We start from the raw sequence: 20456 nt of genomic DNA, 5'->3' as shown, positions 1-20456 counted from the left end.
TAGCCCAGTGAGTTGGTTCGCGACAGGGGCTGATATGCTATATTTATAGGTGGATTACATACTTTGGTTCGTTCGTTCCGTAGCTAGCCGCCATGCACTACAATTATGTATAGGGGAGAGTCAGCAATGAACGAGCTTCGGTCGCATTATGTTCTGCAGGGCATCCATTACTGGAATGACGGGCAGTTCCCGTTGCATGTCAACCGGGAGAAGGAGGCCTTTACTCTGCCGCTCCATTGCCATGACTTTATCGAGATTAATTTTGTCGCCGAAGGGCGGGGCATGCACTATATTGGCGAGGATAGTCTGGAAGTGAAGCGCGGCGATTTGTTTGTCATACCGACGGGCACGCCTCATGTATATCGGCCGCTCACCGGGCAGAGCGGCAACGAGCTTATTGTACATAATTGCCTCTTCATGCCGGAACTGCTCGATCGCTTGCGCGAAGCTTTTCCTGCACCGGAGGGAATCTTCTCCCTGTCGGGACGGGAGAAGCAGGGTTATGCTGTGTTCCACGACCGGAATGATGAATATCGCATGCTGATCCGGAGCCTGTATCGCGAATATGTGCTGCGGCTTCCGGGGACGGAAGCGGCGCAGCTCAGCCTGTTGCTGCAATTGCTGCTGGCTATGCATCGCAATGAACAGAGGGGAGAGGAGAGCCGTACTTTCCGCCAACTATCCCCGGTGTTCGAGCATATTGCGGTCCATTATGAGGAAACGATCCAATTGCGGACGCTCGCCGGTCTCGTATCGCTCAGCATCCCTTATTTGCAGCGCCTGTTCAAGCGCGCGACAGGGCAGACAATCGTGGAATACATCCAGAATTTACGCATCGAGAAGAGTTGCGAGCTACTCAGGCATACGGAGCTCCAGGTCCAGGAGATTGCATTTCTGTCCGGCTACAGCGATATGAAGTTTTTCCACAGCCTGTTCAAGAAGAAAACCGGCACTTCGCCGTACCGATATCGTCAAGCCGATCCGAGCCGGCCTGCTACTATTCGCGTCTAACCCGTCGCACCAGGCCGGTCATCATTGCGATGCTTTACGAAGCGGCGTCCCGCCCGATGTATTGACGGAGATTCTGCGTGCGTTAACAATTCGCTTAACCGTTTGTCGGAACAGGAAACTCAGTTTGAAGTGACCTCAAAAAGTTAGACAGTATATAGTTAGGCGGCTTCTAGGGATTGAGTCCGGTTTTGTACTGGGCTCATTCCCTTTAAGTTTGCCTTACACAATGAAGTGTAAAGACTGCTTGTTAACGCCACCGCTCTCCATGTTTTCTCATGTAAGTCAGAAATACATATCGCCAAGGTGTAATGAAAGGGAAAACGACTATCATGCCAGTCGCCAATTTAGGGACCGCAATGACAATTAGCCAAATGGATTTCCACAATAATTCCCACAGAAGGATCGGCAACATCTGCAGAGGATACCGCAGCCCTAAGATGCATAGCAACCAGTATGCAGCCAACATGGAATTGACCGCTCCTTCCATTAGTTCCATCGGTTCCTCTTGAAGGACGACGTCAGGCCATAGCATGACAGCAAGAACCATGACAATAAAAAGATACAACGCTCTCAGTAAATAAAGACGAAACAACGAGTCAAGCCGTGCATTGGAGCTTCTAGACGATCGTAATCTACCAGTAAGAACCGCTGTGATATAGGCGCTGGGATACGGATATGGCTTGAAAGGGAACCGTATCGAAGCCGAACGGGCATATTGTTCCTTGTGCAATTGGGCTGGCGCGGGGAGTTTAATATTGGCGAGCCGATGGCTCGTCTGGTGGATGAAGCACAAGTGCGCGGTATTATGCGAGAGCACACGGCGATGTTAGCCAAATTTCCGATGAAACTGCGGTGTGCCAAGTCATCGCGTATACTCGTAGAGCCATTAAGCAAGCGCGAGTTGGAAATTATACGGCTCATTTCCCAAGGATATTCAAACGATGAAATCGCTAAGGAGTTGTATCTCGCACTTAGCACGGTGAAAGGGTACAACCGGAATATCTTTGATAAACTGCAGGTTCGGAGGCGGACGGAAGCGGTTTCGCTCGCTCGCAATCTAGGCCTTATTTAATGGATAGGATGAGCTCGGCGTATGAATCAACCGCAACGATCTCTGATCTAACGAGATTGTTCCGGTGCTGGTTTTTCTTTCGACTGAACGTTTAAAAGTCGCTATTGCGGCGGCTTTTTTGCTTTGTTCATACTCCGTTCAGAGGACATCTTGTTTGGTTAGACTTGATTAGTGGCTTGCTAGGGCAATATACATATAACGATAGGAGCGGATGATTTATCGCGAGACTTTATGGCGGAGATCCAATAATGTTTTGAAAGGTCATAAACGACCTGGAGGGCCTAAACTTAGAAAATCCGGCAAGCCTCCCAGGAGGACAAGCCGGATTTTTGTGATTTCATGACCAAGTTCTGCTCGGGGCAGGTTGTTGCGTCTTGATAGCAGAAGGCGCTTCTGTCGGGGCTCATCACCTAAATCAGCGCTTGAAATGAAATAGAGTATAAAATGGAAAAACATCTGCTATTCCTGTAGTGTTGTAAATCCTACCCAAGAACAAAAAGGAATGTACAGATGGCACTCCAGTATATCAATGAACTACTCCACTTGCCAGAGTTAAAAATAATCGATTTCCATTCAAAGTACGGCATCTCTTTGAATTTGAAAAAAACTTATCTCTACGATCCTTCCATTCGAATGCGGTGTACGAGATGCTGTGTAGATTTTGTCTGGGTGTACGGCTTTGTTTTGACGAAACGTCGTTACAGCTCAGCCTTTTGTATGCAAGCGGCAGAACTGGCCCTAGGATCGACCGCTGTGCATAGTGCTTACATGCAAGAAGCTCCGGTGAGTACGGTGATCCGCATGCATCAGGACATGCTCAAAAGCGAAAATCAACGTATAGCCCAGAAAGCTTGGCATCAAGCTGAACGTTCGACCAAGTTGGTGCTTAGCGTTGACGATTTCGCCCCTGCCTATCATGCTTGGATTCGTGAGTGCTTCCCCGCAGCACTGAATATTGTGGATCGATTTCACGTACAGGCATGTGTTATTGAAAGCATGCAGGAGGTTCGGAAGAAGGTGCAAAGCACCCTATCCTCACAAAGTAGAAAAATGCTTAAGTCACACCATCGTCTGCTTAATCCACCCGCAGAACAACTGTCGAAGGAGAGCAAAACGCAACTGGAAATCATATTGAAATATTCCACGCTTCTTCGTCGTTCTTGGGAATGGAAAGAGTCTTTCACGACATGGTACGACTGTTCGCCAAGCTACGAACTATGCGTAGTGGAAGAGAAATCATTACCAATTACCACCGATGCCGCTGAACGAATGCTGCGATAGAAGAAAGACATTCAGCTATACATTTATTAATCTGCTATATCGACCCAAAATTCCTCGTCCGCATCCAGCTTAATATCGGATCGGAACACGCGACGATGATATTGCTTATACATGTATTGCTCGATTGCTTCAATGATGTTCGCTTCAAGAATGTATTGGCTTCGGCCTTTGACCCACACCTCGGCTGTAAATCCGTATTGCTCCTCCCATGAGAGCTGCACCTCCACGTCCGTAGGGCTAACCCCTCTGCGATCGGCATAATGGAGGCAGACAGCATTTAAAATCTCGTCCGTATACAGGCGCACGCGCTAGTAACGACTCCTATCGTCAGGCCGCCTGCGATTATGTCGGAAGTTGTTCCATATAACGCGTATAATCATAACGACGGCGATAATCGCGATTACGTTAATGAGCAATCCGAGCAGGTTGCCGAAGGCGCCCCAACTGCTGAACAAACTGCCGAACAGCAGTCCGGCAAGTCCACCGACCATTAATCCTCGGAAGAAGCTGCCACCGCTCCAAAATCCCGTTCGCCCCGCTCCGGTCGCAGCTCCGGTACGCGCTCCGTTATTACTCTGGCTGGTATTGTCTTTTTTCTTTGGGGTCTCCGTATAACTTTGCCTTGGAGATTTGATGCTCCGTCTTGGTTTAGCGTCAGCAGTTGAATGGAAGCCGACTGTCATAACGAGCGACAGGGCCATGAGCATCATTATTCCTTTTTTCATATCAAGTTCTCCTTGGATGCGATTTTTGGTACGACGTCGAAGCGACGGAGTGAGCAGGTTAAACAGTAAGCAACATTGCTAACATAAGCAATTACAGCTAATATATACGGAGGTTGCTTGTCATTATTACTGATCGCTTATGCAGGAGGTTCGAATGAATACGATTCCTGATTCCTATGTTTCCTATTTGGTTGAGTTTCATGCAACAAGGGATTACTTTGAATGCCATGAACTGCTAGAAGAGTATTGGAAAGAACACCCGAATGACGGCATGTCGGCTATATGGGTCGGCTTAATCCAATTAGCAGTTGGCCTGTACCATGAACGAAGAGGCAATCGCAAGGGAGCATTGATGATGTTGGAGCAATCCCGATTGCGATTGGCGGGTTCTGATTTGCTTCCACTTGGTCTGAGCCGCGAACCGTTGATTGGATTGATTGACGGTAGACTTAATGGGTTAGCGGAGCAGAGCAACGCTCATCCATATGTGGATATGGACTTACCGATTGCTTCGGAAGCGTTAGCTAGGCTTTGTGAAGAAGAATGCGCAAGGCGTGGGGTGAGATGGGGAGAACCTAGTCCTTTATCGAACGAAGCCCTTATTCATCGCCATAAGCTTCGTGACCGAAGCGAGGTCATTCAGGCACGAGAAATATCATTGCAAGCGAAAGAAAAAGAGCGCAGAGGCTAGTCCGGATGGGACAGCCGCTGCGCTTTCCGTTACTTTATTTCTTTCGGCGAACCTTCGGTTACGAGCTCGAGCGAGCCGGTCTCAGGATCGATGATAAGGCCGTGGACGAGTACTTCTCTTGGCATAAGCGGATGGTTGCGAATAATGTTAACGCTGTTAACGACACTGTCTTTCACGTTGTCGAAGCCAGTCAGCCAGCGCATGAGGTTAAGCCCGGAATGCTTCAACGTATTGATGGTGTCCATCGGTATCCCGCGGTCAACCATATGCTGAATGATTTCTTCGGGGTTGATGCCCGTCATACCGCAGTTGTGGTGCCCAATGACAAATACTTCATCGGCTTGAAGCTCGTAAACTGCAACGATGATGGATCGCATAATGTTGCCGAACGGCTGAGTGACGATAGCGCCGGCATTTTTAATAATTTTCGAATCACCGTTTTTCAGATTCATCGACTTAGGCAACAGCTCGGTCAGTCTAGCGTCCATACAGGTAAGAATAACCATTCTTTTGTCCGGAAAACGGCTTGTCGCGTACTGCTCGTATTCCTTGTTCGCAACAAAGCTGCCGTTAAATTCTAAAATGGATTCAAGCTTATTCATCGTGTTGCCTCCAATTAGCTGAGTAATAGCTGTTATTACTTCAATAATCTCAGGTTTGTCGTATAAATCTGGTTGTCGCTCTTCAAGCTGAAGCTGTCTCGGTTCGGGTCGTAATCGACGCGCAGCTTCGGCTCGTAGAACACTTCATGGCGAGGCTCGAACCAGTAGGAAAGGGGATCGCCTTGCTCTTGGCGATCGTCGACACTGGGGCTATCAATGAGCTGAAGGGCTGGCACTCCGCTAACGACGCAGCCGCAGCCTTCTGTATCGTGGAGCAGCTTAAGCTGCTTCGTACCGCCTGTTAAGTAGAGACCGAGCTTATCGGCAGCAGACCTCGAGAATGTAATATGCATATGATGACCTCGCTTCCTATCTATCGCGCTTGCAATTGATGCAGGTTTAAGTTGATTATAAAGATAGGAATAAGTAAGATCAAGTTAAGTTCCGATTAATGGAATCCATGTTTAATATCGGACAGAGAGGCGGTAATCTGATGTCAATATCAACCAAAGAAGCGCTAACCAGCTTTAAAGAAAGAATTCATAAGCTGAAGAGCTATGAAGAGGCGCTAGGCGTCCTCTACTGGGATTTGCGCACGGGCGCGCCCCGCAAAGGAATGGATACACGCTCCGAAGTGATTGGCGCATTATCCGGGGATATGTTCAAGCTGGCTACTTCGTCTGAGCTTGGTGAATGGCTGTCTGTACTAGAGCAGAAATCAGCATATGCCGAATTGAATGAGATTGAACAGAAGCTTGTGACGGAAACGCGCAAGGATTATGACCGCAGTGTAAAAATTCCTCCGCAGCTGTATCAGGAATATGTCATTATTTCATCGCAAGCCGAGTCCAAGTGGGAGGAATCGAAGGCGGATAATGATTATGCCGGCTTCCAGCCCTACTTGGAGAAGGTGATATCGTATACGAATCAATTCATCGATCTATGGGGAGCGAAGGATACCCGGTATGACACGCTGTTGGATCAATATGAGCCAGGCATGACAGTCAAGGAGCTGGATCACGTATTCGGCGGCCTTAGAGAACAGCTCGTTCCGCTTGCGGCAGCGATTGCCGCTTCGCCTCACCAGCCTAATACATCGTTCTTGCGTCAGCAGTTCGATAAGTCCGCTCAGAAGTCGTTCAGCCAGTACATACTGAAGCAGATGGGCTTCAGCTTCGAGGCCGGCCGTCTCGACGAGAGCGCTCATCCGTTCGCAACGGGACTTAATCCCGGCGACGTTCGCATCACGACGCGTTATTTGGAGGATGATGTCCTAAGCGCGTTGTTCGGCACGATTCATGAAGGCGGTCATGCGCTCTATGAGCAAAATATTATGCCGGAGCTTATCGGAACGACGCTCTGCACAGGGACATCGATGGGCATCCATGAATCGCAATCCCGCTTCTGGGAGAACATTATCGGACGCAGCCGCCCGTTCTGGGAACAGAACTTCAGCCAGCTGCAGAAGCAGTTCCCTGGACAACTGGATGTGTCCGTAGATGAATTCTATCGCGCTAACAACGTCGTGGAGCCTTCTCTTATAAGGATTGAGGCGGATGAGCTGACGTATAACCTGCATATTATTATCCGCTACGAAATTGAGAAGCTTATCTTCAATGAAGGGGCAAAGGCGGCTGATTTGCCTGCGATCTGGAACGAGAAGTATAAGCAATATCTCGGCATTACGCCGCCGAGCAATGCTCAGGGTGTATTGCAGGACGTTCACTGGTCCGGCGGCGCATTCGGTTATTTCCCTTCCTATTCGCTCGGCAATATGTACGCTGCGCAAATCGCCGATACGATGGAGAAGGAGCTGGACGGCTTCTGGTCGCTTGTAGGCAAGGGCGAGCTGCTGCCAATCAAGGAGTGGCTGACCGAGCGGATCTACAAATACGGCAAGCTGCGCACCCCGTCGGAGCTCATTCAGAGCGTAACGGGCAAGCCGCTTGATCCGCAGCATCTTGTTCGTTATTTAACGAACAAGTATACGGAAGTCTATAAGCTCTAACGAACTCGTTCATATAGAAGAGCACAAAAGAAGATGGCTGTTCAAGGATATTCCTTGGATCGCCATCTTTGTTTATGTTAGACCGATTCACCGCCCAGAGTATTTCTGCATAGGCTGATGTACATCTACTAACGAGAATGAAGGCGGAGGGATTGGTATGAAGAGGCGCATTATAACAGCGCTGCTGCTAGCTGTCGTGCTTACGATAACGGCTGTGCTTGCGGGCTGTGGCAAAGGAGATTCGGAGAAAACGAAGGTCCGGATCGGCGAGGTAACGCGGTCGCTGTTCTATGCACCGCAATACGTTGCAGTAGAGAAAGGATATTTCGCGGAGGAAGGACTTGATGTAGAGCTCACGACAACGCCAGGCGGCGACAAGACGATGACGGCACTGCTGTCGAATGTCATTGACGTTGCTCTTGTCGGCTCTGAAACGTCGATTTATGTGTATCAGCAAGGAACGGATGATCCGGTCATTAACTTCGCGCAATTGACGCAAACCGACGGCACTTTCCTAGTCGCCCGCGAGGCGGATAGCGCATTTGACTGGAATACATTGAAGGGCAAAACATTCCTCGGACAGAGGAAGGGCGGAATGCCGCAGATGGCTGGCGAATTTGCTTTGAAGAAGCTTGGAATCGACCCTCATTCAGATCTCGAGCTGATCCAGAACGTAGATTTTGCCAACATTCCAGCTGCATTCGCATCGGGAACAGGCGATTATGTCCAGCTCTTCGAGCCAACGGCCTCGATCTTCGAGAAGGAAGGCAAAGGCCATGTCGTTGCCTCATTCGGCACGGAAAGCGGGCATCTGCCTTACACCGTGTTCATGGCCAAACAAAGCTATATCAAGAAGAACGAGAAAACGATTCAAGCGTTCACGAATGCAATTCATAAAGCTCAGCTGTGGGTGAAGGACAATAGCGCGGAAGCGATTGCCGATGTTGTGCTGCCATACTTTGAAAATGTCGATCGCGACATCCTCATTAGTTCGATCGATCGCTATAAGCAGCAAGGCTCATTCGCAACCGATCCAATCGTCGACGAATCGGAATGGAACAACTTGCTGGACGTTATTACGACGGCAGGCGAGCTTGAGAAGCGTACCGAGCATGATGTGCTCGTCGATACGAGCTTTGCAGAGAAGTCGATCAAATAACCAAAGTGACGGTGGACAGCAGAAAGGAGGGATGTGATATGGCGATAGTTCCCGTACTTGCGCTGCAGCAGTTATCACATGTTTATGTAAACGTGAAAGGAGCGTCACTTGCGCTGGAGCAGCTGGATCTGCGTGTCGAGCGAGGCGAGTTCGTCAGCCTCGTCGGCCCGAGCGGCTGCGGCAAGACGACCGTGCTGAGCCTGCTTGCCGGATTATTCCCGCCGACGAAGGGGCAAGTGCTGCTTGACGGCGAAGCTGTCGCCGGTCCTTCCCCGAAGGTAGGCTATATGCTGCAGCAGGACTTCCTGTTCCCTTGGCGGACGATTCGCGATAATGCGGCTGTCGGTCTTGAGATCGGCGGCCGCAAGACGCCGCAGGCGATGAAGCTCGTCGACGAGCTGTTAGCCGAGCTTGGTCTGCCGGACTCTGGGCGGCGATATCCGCATGAACTGTCCGGCGGCATGCGCCAGCGGGTGGCGCTCGCGAGAACGCTTGCCACCGAGCCGGAGGTGCTGCTGCTCGATGAGCCGTTCTCTGCTCTGGATCTGCACATAAAGCTGCAGCTTGAGGATCTTGTGCACGAAACGCTTACGCGCAGAGGGAAGACGGCGGTGCTTGTCACCCATGATCTTGCTGAGGCTGCCGCGATGAGCGACCGCGTCATCGTGCTTGGCCGCAACCCAGGCCATATCAAATGCGAGGTCGTTATTGACGAGGAGCTTCGCCGGGTTAGTCCGATGGCGGCAAGGAGATTGCCGAGCTTTCAAGCGACGTTCGAGCAGCTGTGGGCGGAATTGGATGCAGTGGAAGACGAAGGAGGAACTCGGAATGGATGAGCGCGAAACGCGGCAAGCAAGCGGAGCGAATGAGTCCGCCGACGTTCAAATAGCGGGCGTGAAGGAAGATCGGCTGAGCTGGATGGGAGCCCTGCATGAGAGCTACCGTATAAGGATGCGTAAGCTGTCTGCTGCTGTAGCCGTAACGCAGGTAGTGCTGCTTGTCTTATTTGTAGGGTTATGGGAAGCGGCGGGGAAAAACAAATGGATAGATCCTCTTTTGTTCAGCTATCCGTCTAAGCTTGCCGCACAACTTTGGCGGACGATGTCCGATGGCTCAATATGGCCGCATGTCGGCATGACAGTAGGCGAGACGGTTGTCGGGTTCGCGCTTGGCACGCTGCTCGGCACGGCGATGGCCGCTGCACTATGGTGGTTTCCTTTTCTCTCCCGCGTATTCGATCCGTACCTTGTTGTGCTTAACAGTATGCCGAAGGTCGCATTAGGACCGATCTTTATCGTCGGTTTAGGGCCTGGTTTCATGTCGATTGTAGCGGTTACGCTGTCGGTGACTGTTATTATTACGACGCTTAATATTTATAACCGATTCCGCGAGATCGACGCCGGCTTCATTAAAGTCGTCAGGCTGTTCGGCGCTTCGCGCGGCCAATTGTTCCGGCTCGTCATTCTTCCTGCGTCGTTTCCCGTTATTATCTCGACGCTCAAGGTGAATGTCGGTCTTGCATGGGTTGGCGTTATCGTTGGCGAATTTCTCGTCGCGAAGCTCGGACTCGGTTATTTGATCATATATGGCTTCCAGGTGTTCAACTTCACGCTCGTTCTTTCGAGTCTTGTCGTGATCGCTGCGGTAGCCACAGTTATGTATCAGCTTGTCGCCGCGCTGGAGAGAAGGTTGACGGCCGGCTGGCGCGAAAGGTAGGATGGAGTCAACATCTTACTAATCGCGAGGAAGTTTACTATGGGCATACGTATCGTCAAAACAGCGCTAGCCGCTATCGCAGCTATTTACACTGCCGTCTATTTCGGCCTTGAGCCCCCGCTTGGTGCGGGCATTCTGGCTATTCTCGGCGTCGAAGTGACAAGGATGAAAGGGCTGAAAAGCGCAATCGTCCGATTTATTGCTTCGGTTCTGGGACTTTTTTTGGCATCGCTAATCTTCACGCTGTTCGGCTTCCATATCTGGGCGGTTGCGGTCTTCATCTTGATTACTTTTCCGATTCTTTCACGCTTCCAGCTGAAGGATGGAATCGTTACGAGCTCGGTCATCGTCTTCCATCTGTTTAACAGAGAAGAAGTGACGTCAGCCATTATCGGCAACGAAATTATGCTGTTGTTCGCTGGTCTCGGCTGGGCGACCGTGCTCAACTTCGTCTATATGCCGAAGGATGAGAAGCAATTGACGAGCAATCGGCTGGCAATCGAGGACAATTTCAGCGTTATTTTCACAGAGATGGCCCTGACGCTTCGCAACCCGTCCCATGTGTGGGGCGGTGAGGAATTGCTGGCTGCATTCCAGGCAATTGAGGACGGCGCGCAGCGCTCCATTCGCAATCGCGAGAATCGAATATGGGGGCAGGAGCATTATTGGTCCACGTACTTCGAAATGAGACGACAGCAGCTTGATTCTGTGCAGAAAATGCTAGTCGAACTGGCCTTTGTCTACGAGAAGTGGCCGCAAGGCGTCCTAATTGCAGAGCTGCTCGAGCGGCTTGCCTCCGATGTGAAGTCGGAGGTATACGAAGGCTCGGTCGAGACTCGTTTGCAGGAGTTGTCGCTGCGCTTTCGAGGGATGGAGCTTCCGAGGACGCGCGAGGAATTCGAAGTGAGAGCGGCACTGTTTTCGCTGCTCCATGAGCTGCAAAGATATTTGGCCATCGCCAAGCGACTCAAAAAAAGAAAAGTCATTTTGTCCGAACAGGCGTCATAGCATATAGAGGGAGAAAATTCGTTGCGAGGATCGCGAAGAAATATAAGCCGTTATATAAGAATATCGCTTATATATATCTTATATTTCCGAAAAAGAAACAGTCACCCTAGACGAATGTCCTGCATACACTTTAAATGAATGATTGTATGGAGGAGGTTAAATCAATGACTATTGCAGATAAACAGCTTCAGTGCAGAGAAATCATTACGAAAGCTGTCTGCGGCAAAGGTCGTAAGTTTTCCACTGTAACCCATACCGTAACGCCGCCTCATCATCCGACCAGTATTCTGGGAGCATGGATTATCAACCATCAGTATGAAGCGGTTCGTTCGGGCGACGGTATTGAGGTAATCGGTACTTACGATATCAACATTTGGTATTCGTACAGCAAAAACTCGCAAACAGACGTAGCTAAAGAATCCGTACATTACGTGGAGCATGTCGCTCTCTCTTATGTAGATCCTAAACATAGGGCGGCGACAGAAGAAGTGTCCGCAGACGTGCTGCAAGAGCCTAACTGCATCGAAGCGAACATTTCATCCAACGGCTCGGGCGTCGTTATCCGGGTTGAACGGGAGTTTTCGGTAGAAATGATTGCCGAGACTAAAGTTTGCGTCGCCGTTATTCCAGGCGGTTGCGACGACCTGGACGGCAAAGATTTGGAATTCAGCCTCGGCGGCGATGAGGACTACGAGGATTTGGATCCGGATTTACTGGACGATGAGCTCTAAGTAAGCGGGTAAGCGGTACTGCTACAGTATCATATGCTGCGCGAGCAGTATGTCGAGGGCGAAAGCCCTCTTTTTTTTGAAAAATTATAGGTAAGCGTGGATTTGGGCGGAATCGTGAGCATTCAACCAACATTTCGATAAGAATTAACGGGAGAAAATCCAGTTATTGTACAACTTTCGGGCAAGCACGCTGAAATAACGGGAGCAATTCCTGTTATTTTGTAAGGATAGGAGCTATGGCGCTGGAGTTTTGATCAATTATTTGCGGCAAAGGCGGCGAGACGATGAGCTCGACTTGGATATGGCGCGGCAACTACGACCGAATGGAACAGGTAGATACGACCGCTCAGTTGCATCGCTCAGCTGGTGAGCGCGCAGGGAAGCCGCTTTCGGCTCAGGGGTGGACAGCTGTGAAAGAAGGCGACGCCGTCATTGTCTGGAACGACTCGCGACCATTCGACCAAAGCCGTTTCAAGCCTATTTGGGTTCTTAATGCCAAAGCCGCTCAAGCTGCACGTATGGGAGAGGCGGAGAGTGATCGCATATGGAAGCGCGCAGGTCTAATTGGCGTTAAACCGCTGGAGAGCGTTCGCATTTACTTGGTGCGGGTATATCATCTTGAAGCTGTATCCGTGGAGCGGCAGGGCAGCGGAGGTAAGGCGATCGGCAGTCAGGTCGCGACTGACGATCCGCTTATCCGGCGGGTGGTACGCACCGCCGTGCAAGGGTTGTACGCCCTCGGCCTCGATATTGGCGAGGCCGAGGTGGCGCTTGGCGGGGACGGGCGCACTGCCGTCCGCGCGGTATGGCCGCAGCTGCGGAATGCGCAGCTTGAGGCAGAGGCTGCGCAGCGCTTCGCCGCGTGGTATGCGGCGGAGAGGGCGGCGGTGACGGATCGGCGGCCGCTGCTGATCGGCGCCGATCCCGAGTTCGTGCTGGTGACACCGGCAGGGCGAGTGGCGGCGGCGTCGCGGTTCTTCGGCGCGGATACGGGCGGCGCCGCCGGCGCGGACGCGATGCTTGTCGGGCGGCGGCTCGTGTATCCCGTCGCCGAGCTGCGCCCTGAGCCCGCCGCTGACCCGGCCGCGCTCGCCGCGAGCGTGCGGCGCTTGCTGCTCCGCGCCGCGCAGCGAATCGGCGACCCCTCGCTGCGCTGGGCCGCTGGAGCCATGCCCGTGCCGGGGCTCGCGCTCGGCGGGCACATCCACCTCAGCGGAGCGCCGCTGACAACGCGCTTGCTCCGCCTGCTCGACAGCTTTGCGGCATTCCCGCTCGCTCTCATCGAAGACCCCGCCGGGCGAGGCCGCCGTCCCCGTTACGGAGCGCTCGGGGACTATCGCCTGCAGCCGCATGGCGGGTTCGAGTACCGGACGCTGCCGAGCTGGCTTGTCTCGCCGGCAGCGGCCAAGGGCGCCTTCGCGCTTGCGCTGCTGTGCGCGCGCGAGGCGTGGACCTTGCCATACATACCGGCTCTGGAGGAGCGGTATGTCGAAGCGTATTACGCCGGCGACCGCGCAGAGCTTGCCGGCTGCCTGGACGGAATCGCCGCGAGCTTGACCGCCGCGGCGAGCTGGCGCGAGCTCGCGCCGTACATCGAGCCGCTGCTGGATGCGGCCCGACGCGGCGCGAGCTGGAACGAGAAAGCGGACATACGCTTGAAGTGGCGCATCCCTCTAGGTTAATGGTATAAATTATTAATGCCATATATAATCCTCTCTAAATCAAGCGACCTCCTTCACAACCTGTTGCGAAGGAGGTCGTTTTTTCTCTATCTTAAATCTCAATCTAATTTTTGCTATTCCTTCCTGTATCGTTTCTCTATGCGCATATGGCGTACATCTGTTCCGCTTGGTATAATAAAAGTCTATTGTTCACGTTATTCGGAGAATGGTTCACATTGCCATTGTCCCGCATTGCCCATGAGGAGGCTCGAAATGTCAACCTATACCCCGATGATTCAACAATATCTGGCTGTTAAGGAGCAAGCGAAGGATGCGTTTTTATTTTTTCGCTTAGGCGACTTTTACGAAATGTTTTTCGACGATGCGATCAACGCATCGCGCGAGCTGGAAATAACGTTAACCGGCCGCGAAGGCGGCACGGATCAAAAAATACCGATGTGCGGCGTTCCCCATCATTCCGCGGAAAACTACATAAGCAGGCTGGTCGAGAAAGGGTATAAGGTAGCGGTTTGCGAGCAAGTCGAGGACCCTGCGGTTGCGAAAGGCGTTGTGCGGCGTGAGATTGTTCGCATTATTACGCCGGGAACCGTTATGGAGACGAAGTCGCTGGAGGGCAAGTCGAATAACTTTATCGTTGCCGTCGTGCAGTCGGGCGGAATGCTTGGCTTGTCCGCATGCGACTTGTCAACGGGCGAATTATACGTAACCTCGGTGCCCGATCAGCTTGAAGCGCTTATCGACGAAATTAACGTATATCAACCCGCCGAGATTGTCGGCGATGCTGTCTTGATGGACAAGCTGCAAGGCGCGGCAGTATGGAATCGCCAATTGCTGCTAACGGCTCGCGAACCGATGGAAGAGGACAAGCTGCAGCAGCAATTCAAGCCTGGTGAGCTGGACAGTCTCTCGCAAGCGCGATTGCTAGCTATCAGCGTCCTAACAGGATACCTTGACGAGACGCAGAAGCGTTCATTAGGCCATGTTCAGAAGATCAGCTCCTACGAGCCGAACCAATATATGATTTTGGACCATTATACTCGCCGCAATCTGGAGCTTACGGAGACGGTGCGCGACCGCAGCAAAAAAGGTTCGCTGCTTTGGTTGCTTGACCGCACGCAGACATCGATGGGTGCACGGATGCTTCGAAGATGGATCGACAAGCCGCTCCTTAGCAAGTCGGCTATCGATACGAGGCTGGATGCGGTGGAGGAGCTCTATCGCAATCTAATCTTAAGGGAAGACATTCGCACTGAACTGCAGCCGATCTACGACCTTGAGCGACTTGTCGGCAGAGTGGCGTTCGGCAGCGCGAACGGCCGCGATCTCAATGCGCTTAAGAGCTCGTTGCGCCGCATTCCGGGATTAGCCGCATTATGCGATCAATCCGGTTCTAAGGTGCTGCGAGAACTTGTCGCAGGCGTAGACGATTGCGGTGATTTGGCAGATATGATCGATACGGTTGTGGTTGAAGATCCGCCTGTAACGATTCGTGAGGGCGGCCTTATACGTGCCGGCTACGATGACTACTTGGATCAATTGCGCGAAGCTAGCACGAACGGGAAGCGCTGGCTGGCTGAGCTGGAGCGCCAGGAACGTGAAGCCACTGGCATCAAGACGCTGAAGATCGGCTATAACAAAGTTTTCGGATACTTCCTTGAGGTGTCCAAAGCGAATCTCGCTATGCTTCCTGAAGGACGTTATGAGCGGAAGCAGACGCTTGCCAATGCCGAGCGCTTCGTGACGCCGGAGCTTAAGGAGAAGGAACGTCTGATTCTCGAAGCCGAGGACAAAATGGTCGATTTGGAATACGAGAAGTTCATCGAGCTTCGCGACCATCTATCCTTGCATCTGCACCGTCTGCAGCGTGCTGCTGCGATTATCGCAGAGATTGATGCCTATCAATCACTCGCTCATGTGAGCGCGGAGCGTCGATACGCGAGGCCGCAGATTAACGAAGCTTATGACCTGCAGATCGAAGACGGCCGCCATCCGGTTGTAGAAGCGATGATGGACGGTACGCCTTTTATATCGAACGGCACATCGCTGCGTAAGGAGCAGCAATGGATGCTTCTCATTACTGGTCCGAATATGGCCGGCAAAAGCACGTATATGCGCCAAGTTGCGCTCATCTGCATCATGGCCCAGATCGGCTGCTTCGTCCCTGCCAAGTCAGCGGTTATTCCGCTTATCGACCGGATCTTCACCCGAATCGGTGCGGCGGACGACTTAATCGGCGGTCAAAGCACGTTCATGGTCGAGATGAAGGACATTCAAATTATGACCGAGAAAGCGTCGGCAAGCAGTCTTGTCATCATTGACGAGCTTGGTCGCGGCACATCTACAGGTGAAGGCATGGCGATCGCACAAGCGGTTATCGAGTATGTGCATCATCATATCGGCTGCAAAGCGTTAGTCTCGACGCATTTCCACGAGCTTGCGCATTTGGAGGATTCGTTGCCGGCGCTTGCGAACGCGCGCATGGCGGTAGAGGAGAGCGGCGACAACGTCACCTTCCTCCGCAAGCTTATTTCTGGGGCAGCGAGCACGAGCTATGGTATTTATTGCGCGCAGCTTGCTGGGTTGCCGCAATCCATTATCGGCCGCGCATACGAACTGCTCGAAGGTTCAGAGGATATGACGCTGACAACTTCAATCCCAGTCGTAAGCAAGCCAGTATTGGTACCGGAGGCCGTAGCTGAATCAGCGGCAGCCTATGAACATGCTGTTGTTTCTCCGGTATCGCCTAACGTCGTACAGCTGTCCATCTTCGACGAGCCTCCGCCAGCGTCGAAGCGCAAAGCGAGCCCGAAGGCGGAGCAGCTTGCCGAGCAGCTGCGCAAGCTGGATTTATTCAACTTAACGCCTATGCAAGCGATGCAGTGGCTGAATGATATGAAGAGCAAGCTGAACGACTAATCGCGAAGCGAAGGGAGGTCAACCTGCGTTATGGGAAAAATCAAAATACTGGACGAGCAGCTTGCCAACCAAATCGCTGCCGGTGAGGTTGTTGAACGGCCTGCTGCCGTCATCAAAGAGCTTGTCGAGAACGCCATTGATGCGGGAAGTACGACGATCGATATCACGATCGAAGAGGGCGGTCTCACCCTAATGCGTGTCGTTGATAACGGTTATGGTATAGAGGCATCCGACATCTTGACGGCTTTTCAACGCCACGCGACCAGTAAAATATCAACGAGCAGCGATTTGTTCAAAATCGCCAGTCTCGGCTTCCGGGGCGAGGCGCTGCCAAGTATCGCGGCGGTATCTCGTTTATCTTGCACGTCAGCCGATACCGACACGGGGCTCGCTAGACAAATCGTCATAGAGGGCGGCAATATTACCGTCAACGAACCGGCCAATGCGCCGCAAGGCACGGATATGATCGTTCGGGATTTGTTTTACAACACGCCTGCAAGGCTCAAATATATGAAAGCGATCCAGACCGAGCTAGGTCATATTTCCGACTATGTGAACCGAATCGCATTAGCTCATCCGGGTGTCGCCTTTACGTTCAAGCATAATGGCAGCACGCTGCTGCAGACCGTTGGCACAGGCGACAGACTGCAAGTCATAGCGGCTATATACGGAACGAATACGGCTAAGGCGATGCTCGCGGTAGAGGCGGAAAGCTCCGATTACGAGCTTCGAGGCTATGTTTCCAAGCCGGAATTGACGAGAGCGAATCGCAACGGTATTACGGCCATTGTGAACGGCCGCTATATACGAAGTCATGCCATTAATCAAGCATTGCTGCAGGCTTATCATACGCTGCTGCCGATCAACCGATATCCGCTTGCCGTTATTGAGCTGGGGATGCATCCAAGCTTGCTTGATGTGAACGTTCATCCATCGAAGATGGAGGTTCGATTCAGTAAGGAGGCCGAGCTGCGCACCTTGCTAGAGGAAGCGGTACGCAAGGTGCTTGGCAAACAACGTTACATTCCCGGTCCTGACGCCGGTAAGCAGGAGCGCTCCAAGCCGCTATTCGTACAGGATACGATCTCGTTCCACCGGACAGAGGAGCAGGTATCGACATCGCTGCCGTCCATTGCCGAGATCGCTGCTTCTAGCCAGCGTGAGACCAAATCGGCTTACGCCAGCCCGAATCGAACTGAAACTCCCGCGTGGCCTAGGCCGCAATCGACGGCTGGATCGCGACCGAACTCAAGCCCGAGCGCGTATTCTGCCCCTTATGCGGCAAACGCTGATAAGGAATATGTACCGCCTGATGCAACGAACCGGCTTTATTCTCCCCAAAATATTGATAAACAAACGAATACTATCATTCGGGAACAAACAGCGCCATGGCCTGAACCGCCGCCAGTTGTCGAGGCTTCCGAACCGGCTATTGAACAGGAGCAGATTGAAAGTCTGAAGCCGGCTTTTCCTGAGCTTCATTGGATTGGACAGCATCACGGTACGTACATCGTTGCGCAAGCGGAGGACGGGCTGTATCTAATTGATCAGCATGCGGCGCATGAGCGAATTAATTATGAGTATTATTACCGCAAGTTCGGCAATCCCGAAGCGGCAAGCCAGCAATTGCTCGTTCCGCTGACGCTGGAGTTCACGCCGGGCGAAGCTTCGCAGCTGCGCGAGCAGCTTCATCTTTTCGCGGAAGCAGGGGTAGAGGTGGAGCCTTTCGGCTCACAAACCTTCCTTGTTCGTTCCTATCCGGAGTGGATGCCTAGCGGCGAGGAGAAAGCGATCATCGAGGAAATGGCCGAGCTTCTCATGGCGGAGCGAAAGTCGATCGATATTGCGAAGCTTCGCGAGAAGGCGGCTATTATGTGTTCCTGTAAGGCGTCGATCAAAGCCAATGATAGGATGAACCGCGAAGAAGGCGATGCCCTACTGAGTCGACTTGGCGAATGTGAGCAGCCCTATACCTGTCCGCACGGGCGACCCATTATCGTGCATCTGTCTACCTATCAGCTGGAAAAAATGTTCAAACGGGTGATGTCATGATTGTCACGACTGCGCCTAAGCCTTCTGAAAGAGCTTCAGCGCAGGCACAGCGGCTTGCGTTAGAGTTATCGGCGAAGCATATGCTTCGCAGCAATCTAACGGTTCGCAAGCTGGCCCGGATGAGCAGTGATGGCAGGCTCATCATTGTAACGGAGAATGAAGTGCGCTATTATGAGGGGCAAAGCGATTCACCGCTATATTTCCATCCCAGCATGGCGTTCGTTCGGGTGAAGCGGCTTCGCAAAGGCGAGACTGATCCGCTTATCGAGCTTTCTCGCTGCCAAGAGGGCGATTTCGTTGTCGATTGCACAGCAGGTTTCGCCGCCGATTCCCTCGTTTTCTCATACGCCGCAGGAGAGAGCGGACGCGTTGTCGCAATAGAAAGCGAGGCTGTCCTCTGCGCGATCGTCCGGGAAGGATTAGCCGCTTACCGTACGACATTAGATGATGTTGATGCGGCGATGCGCCGAATTACGATGATCCGCGAAAACCATTTGGATTATTTGAAGTCTTTACCGGACCGAAGCGTCGACATTGTTTATTTCGATCCGATGTTCAGACAGCCGATCCATGAGTCCAATTCGATGGAGCCGCTGAGGATGATTGCCAATATGAATGAGCTGTCTGAGCAGTCGGTCGCAGAAGCGAAGCGTGTTGCGCGCAAGACTGTGCTCATGAAGGAGCATCAAGCGAGTGCGGAATTTGGCAGGCTCGGCTTTGAGCGCCGACATGTCAATACGTCGAAAATCGCATATGGAGTGATACAGATTGATCAATAACACGAGCGAGAGGGAGAGTAATAACGTAGGTGCAGGCAAGCGAAAGCAGCCTCTGCTCGTATTAATCGGCCCGACCGCAGTTGGCAAAACCCGCACGAGTCTCGATATAGCCAAAGCATGGAATGCGGAGATTATATCTGGCGATTCGATGCAAGTATACCGAGGGATGGACATCGGCACGGCGAAGCTTCCGCTCGAAGAGCGGGAAGGCATTCCTCACCATTTGATTGACATTTGCGATCCCGACTATGCTTATTCGGTTGCCGACTTTCAGACGGAAGCTGTCAAGAGCATTGATGATATTGCAAGCAGAGGCAAGCTGCCCTTCATCGTTGGCGGCACAGGCTTATACGTAGAGTCGGTCTGTTATCAATATCAGTTCGCCGAGATGGGATCAGATGAGCCATTCCGCCGCGAGATGGAGCTATTCGCACTGGAGCAAGGTGCTGAGGCTCTTCATGAACGGCTTAGATTGGTTGATCCTCAGTCGGCCGATCGGCTCCATCCGAACGATCAGCGGCGAGTCATTCGCGCTCTTGAGGTGTTTCATCTGACCGGGCAAACCTTCAGCGAGCAACAAGCGGGACAGGTGAAAGAGTCGCCTTATGAGCTATGTATCATTGGGCTTACGCTTGACCGGGCAGAGCTGTACGGCAGAATCGAGCAGCGCGTTGATCTCATGATTGAGCAAGGGCTGGTTGCGGAGGTAGAGTCTCTATTAAATGAGCATCATTTGCCTCCCGGAACGGTATCGATGCAAGGTCTGGGGTACAAGGAAATCGCTGAGTATTTACAAGGTGAATGTACGTTAGAAGCGGCTGTAGAACGCCTTAAGAGGGACACTAGAAGGTTCGCAAAGCGCCAGTTATCGTGGTTTAGACATATGAAAGACATTCATTGGATCGATATGGGGGAAAATTTTCACAACAATTTGACCTCGATTCATGATATAATAGCAGGAAAGCTTCAAGTCAATCTTGAATATACTTCTAATCAATCTCTTTAAGACGGGGGTAACGTCCA

At 52.1% G+C, this 20456-nt stretch carries 19 protein-coding genes; 15 read left to right on the top strand and 4 right to left on the bottom strand.

The features are described from left to right. Positions 1-126: 126 nt before the first annotated feature. From V8F51_RS16840 to V8F51_RS16830, 3 genes are all read left to right on the top strand, one after another. Complete coding sequence (locus V8F51_RS16840) at positions 127-1011, top strand: AraC family transcriptional regulator (RefSeq protein WP_337101448.1); 885 nt, start codon at positions 127-129, stop codon at positions 1009-1011. Between the two features lie 724 nt (positions 1012-1735). Further along, the gene (locus V8F51_RS16835) at positions 1736-2083 is read left to right on the top strand and encodes a response regulator transcription factor (protein WP_337101506.1); all 348 of its coding nucleotides are present in this window, start codon (positions 1736-1738) and stop codon (positions 2081-2083) included. Positions 2084-2593: 510 nt separating this feature from the next. Continuing rightward, the gene (locus V8F51_RS16830; protein WP_337101447.1) at positions 2594-3364 is read left to right on the top strand and encodes a transposase; all 771 of its coding nucleotides are present in this window, start codon (positions 2594-2596) and stop codon (positions 3362-3364) included. A gap of 26 nt (positions 3365-3390) precedes the next feature. On the opposite strand, the gene V8F51_RS16825 is transcribed toward V8F51_RS16830, so the two are convergent. Further along, on the bottom strand, positions 3391-3669 hold the full coding sequence (locus V8F51_RS16825; protein WP_337101446.1) for a YxcD family protein: 279 nt from the start codon (positions 3667-3669) through the stop codon (positions 3391-3393). Positions 3670-3672: 3 nt separating this feature from the next. Continuing rightward, positions 3673-4089, bottom strand: coding sequence for a hypothetical protein (locus V8F51_RS16820; protein ID WP_337101445.1), 417 nt, complete (start codon positions 4087-4089; stop codon positions 3673-3675). Between the two features lie 154 nt (positions 4090-4243). Between V8F51_RS16820 and V8F51_RS16815 the strand changes: the two genes are divergently transcribed. Beyond that, a complete protein-coding gene (locus tag V8F51_RS16815; protein WP_337101444.1) occupies positions 4244-4780 on the top strand; it encodes a DUF309 domain-containing protein in 537 nt (178 codons plus the stop codon). 29 nt (positions 4781-4809) lie between these two features. On the opposite strand, the gene V8F51_RS16810 is transcribed toward V8F51_RS16815, so the two are convergent. Then, entirely contained in the window at positions 4810-5382 is a 573-nt protein-coding gene (locus V8F51_RS16810) for a beta-class carbonic anhydrase (protein ID WP_337101443.1), read from the bottom strand. Positions 5383-5417: 35 nt separating this feature from the next. Beyond that, a complete protein-coding gene (locus V8F51_RS16805; RefSeq protein WP_337101442.1) occupies positions 5418-5735 on the bottom strand; it encodes an iron-sulfur cluster biosynthesis family protein in 318 nt (105 codons plus the stop codon). 140 nt (positions 5736-5875) lie between these two features. Here V8F51_RS16805 and V8F51_RS16800 point away from each other — a divergent pair, with 140 nt between their 5' ends. The 11 genes from V8F51_RS16800 to miaA all read left to right on the top strand — a co-directional run bounded on the left by V8F51_RS16800 (position 5876) and on the right by miaA (position 20439). Continuing rightward, a complete protein-coding gene (locus tag V8F51_RS16800) occupies positions 5876-7390 on the top strand; it encodes a carboxypeptidase M32 (protein WP_337101441.1) in 1515 nt (504 codons plus the stop codon). Positions 7391-7547: 157 nt separating this feature from the next. After that, positions 7548-8549 carry an ABC transporter substrate-binding protein gene (locus V8F51_RS16795; protein WP_337101440.1) on the top strand — a complete coding sequence of 334 codons (1002 nt, stop codon included), beginning with the start codon at positions 7548-7550 and terminating at the stop codon, positions 8547-8549. A gap of 38 nt (positions 8550-8587) precedes the next feature. Further along, complete coding sequence (locus V8F51_RS16790; protein ID WP_337101439.1) at positions 8588-9385, top strand: ABC transporter ATP-binding protein; 798 nt, start codon at positions 8588-8590, stop codon at positions 9383-9385. Between the two features lie 82 nt (positions 9386-9467). Beyond that, complete coding sequence (locus tag V8F51_RS16785) at positions 9468-10265, top strand: ABC transporter permease (protein ID WP_337101503.1); 798 nt, start codon at positions 9468-9470, stop codon at positions 10263-10265. A 39-nt stretch (positions 10266-10304) separates the two neighbouring features. After that, on the top strand, positions 10305-11273 hold the full coding sequence (locus tag V8F51_RS16780) for an aromatic acid exporter family protein (RefSeq protein WP_337101438.1): 969 nt from the start codon (positions 10305-10307) through the stop codon (positions 11271-11273). A gap of 164 nt (positions 11274-11437) precedes the next feature. Beyond that, positions 11438-12004, top strand: a complete 567-nt coding sequence (locus tag V8F51_RS16775) for an outer spore coat protein CotE (protein ID WP_337101436.1) — start codon at positions 11438-11440, stop codon at positions 12002-12004. Between the two features lie 410 nt (positions 12005-12414). Beyond that, the gene (locus V8F51_RS16770; protein WP_337101435.1) at positions 12415-13686 is read left to right on the top strand and encodes a putative amidoligase domain-containing protein; all 1272 of its coding nucleotides are present in this window, start codon (positions 12415-12417) and stop codon (positions 13684-13686) included. 252 nt (positions 13687-13938) lie between these two features. Next, a complete protein-coding gene (gene mutS / locus V8F51_RS16765; protein ID WP_337101434.1) occupies positions 13939-16602 on the top strand; it encodes a DNA mismatch repair protein MutS in 2664 nt (887 codons plus the stop codon). Positions 16603-16632: 30 nt separating this feature from the next. After that, positions 16633-18654, top strand: a complete 2022-nt coding sequence (gene mutL / locus V8F51_RS16760; protein WP_337101433.1) for a DNA mismatch repair endonuclease MutL — start codon at positions 16633-16635, stop codon at positions 18652-18654. Then, positions 18651-19433 (top strand): class I SAM-dependent methyltransferase, encoded by a 783-nt coding sequence (locus V8F51_RS16755; protein ID WP_337101432.1) that lies wholly within the window; start codon positions 18651-18653, stop codon positions 19431-19433. The genes mutL and V8F51_RS16755 overlap by 4 nt, the downstream gene beginning before the upstream one ends. Further along, the gene (miaA, locus tag V8F51_RS16750) at positions 19423-20439 is read left to right on the top strand and encodes a tRNA (adenosine(37)-N6)-dimethylallyltransferase MiaA (RefSeq protein ID WP_442956443.1); all 1017 of its coding nucleotides are present in this window, start codon (positions 19423-19425) and stop codon (positions 20437-20439) included. The genes V8F51_RS16755 and miaA overlap by 11 nt, the downstream gene beginning before the upstream one ends. Positions 20440-20456: the final 17 nt, after the last annotated feature.

Origin of the sequence: Paenibacillus sp. YIM B09110 (assembly GCF_037167145.1) — a bacterium.
In the GTDB taxonomy this organism is placed as follows: domain Bacteria; phylum Bacillota; class Bacilli; order Paenibacillales; family Paenibacillaceae; genus Pristimantibacillus.
This window is presented reverse-complemented; position numbering and strand designations above follow the sequence as displayed.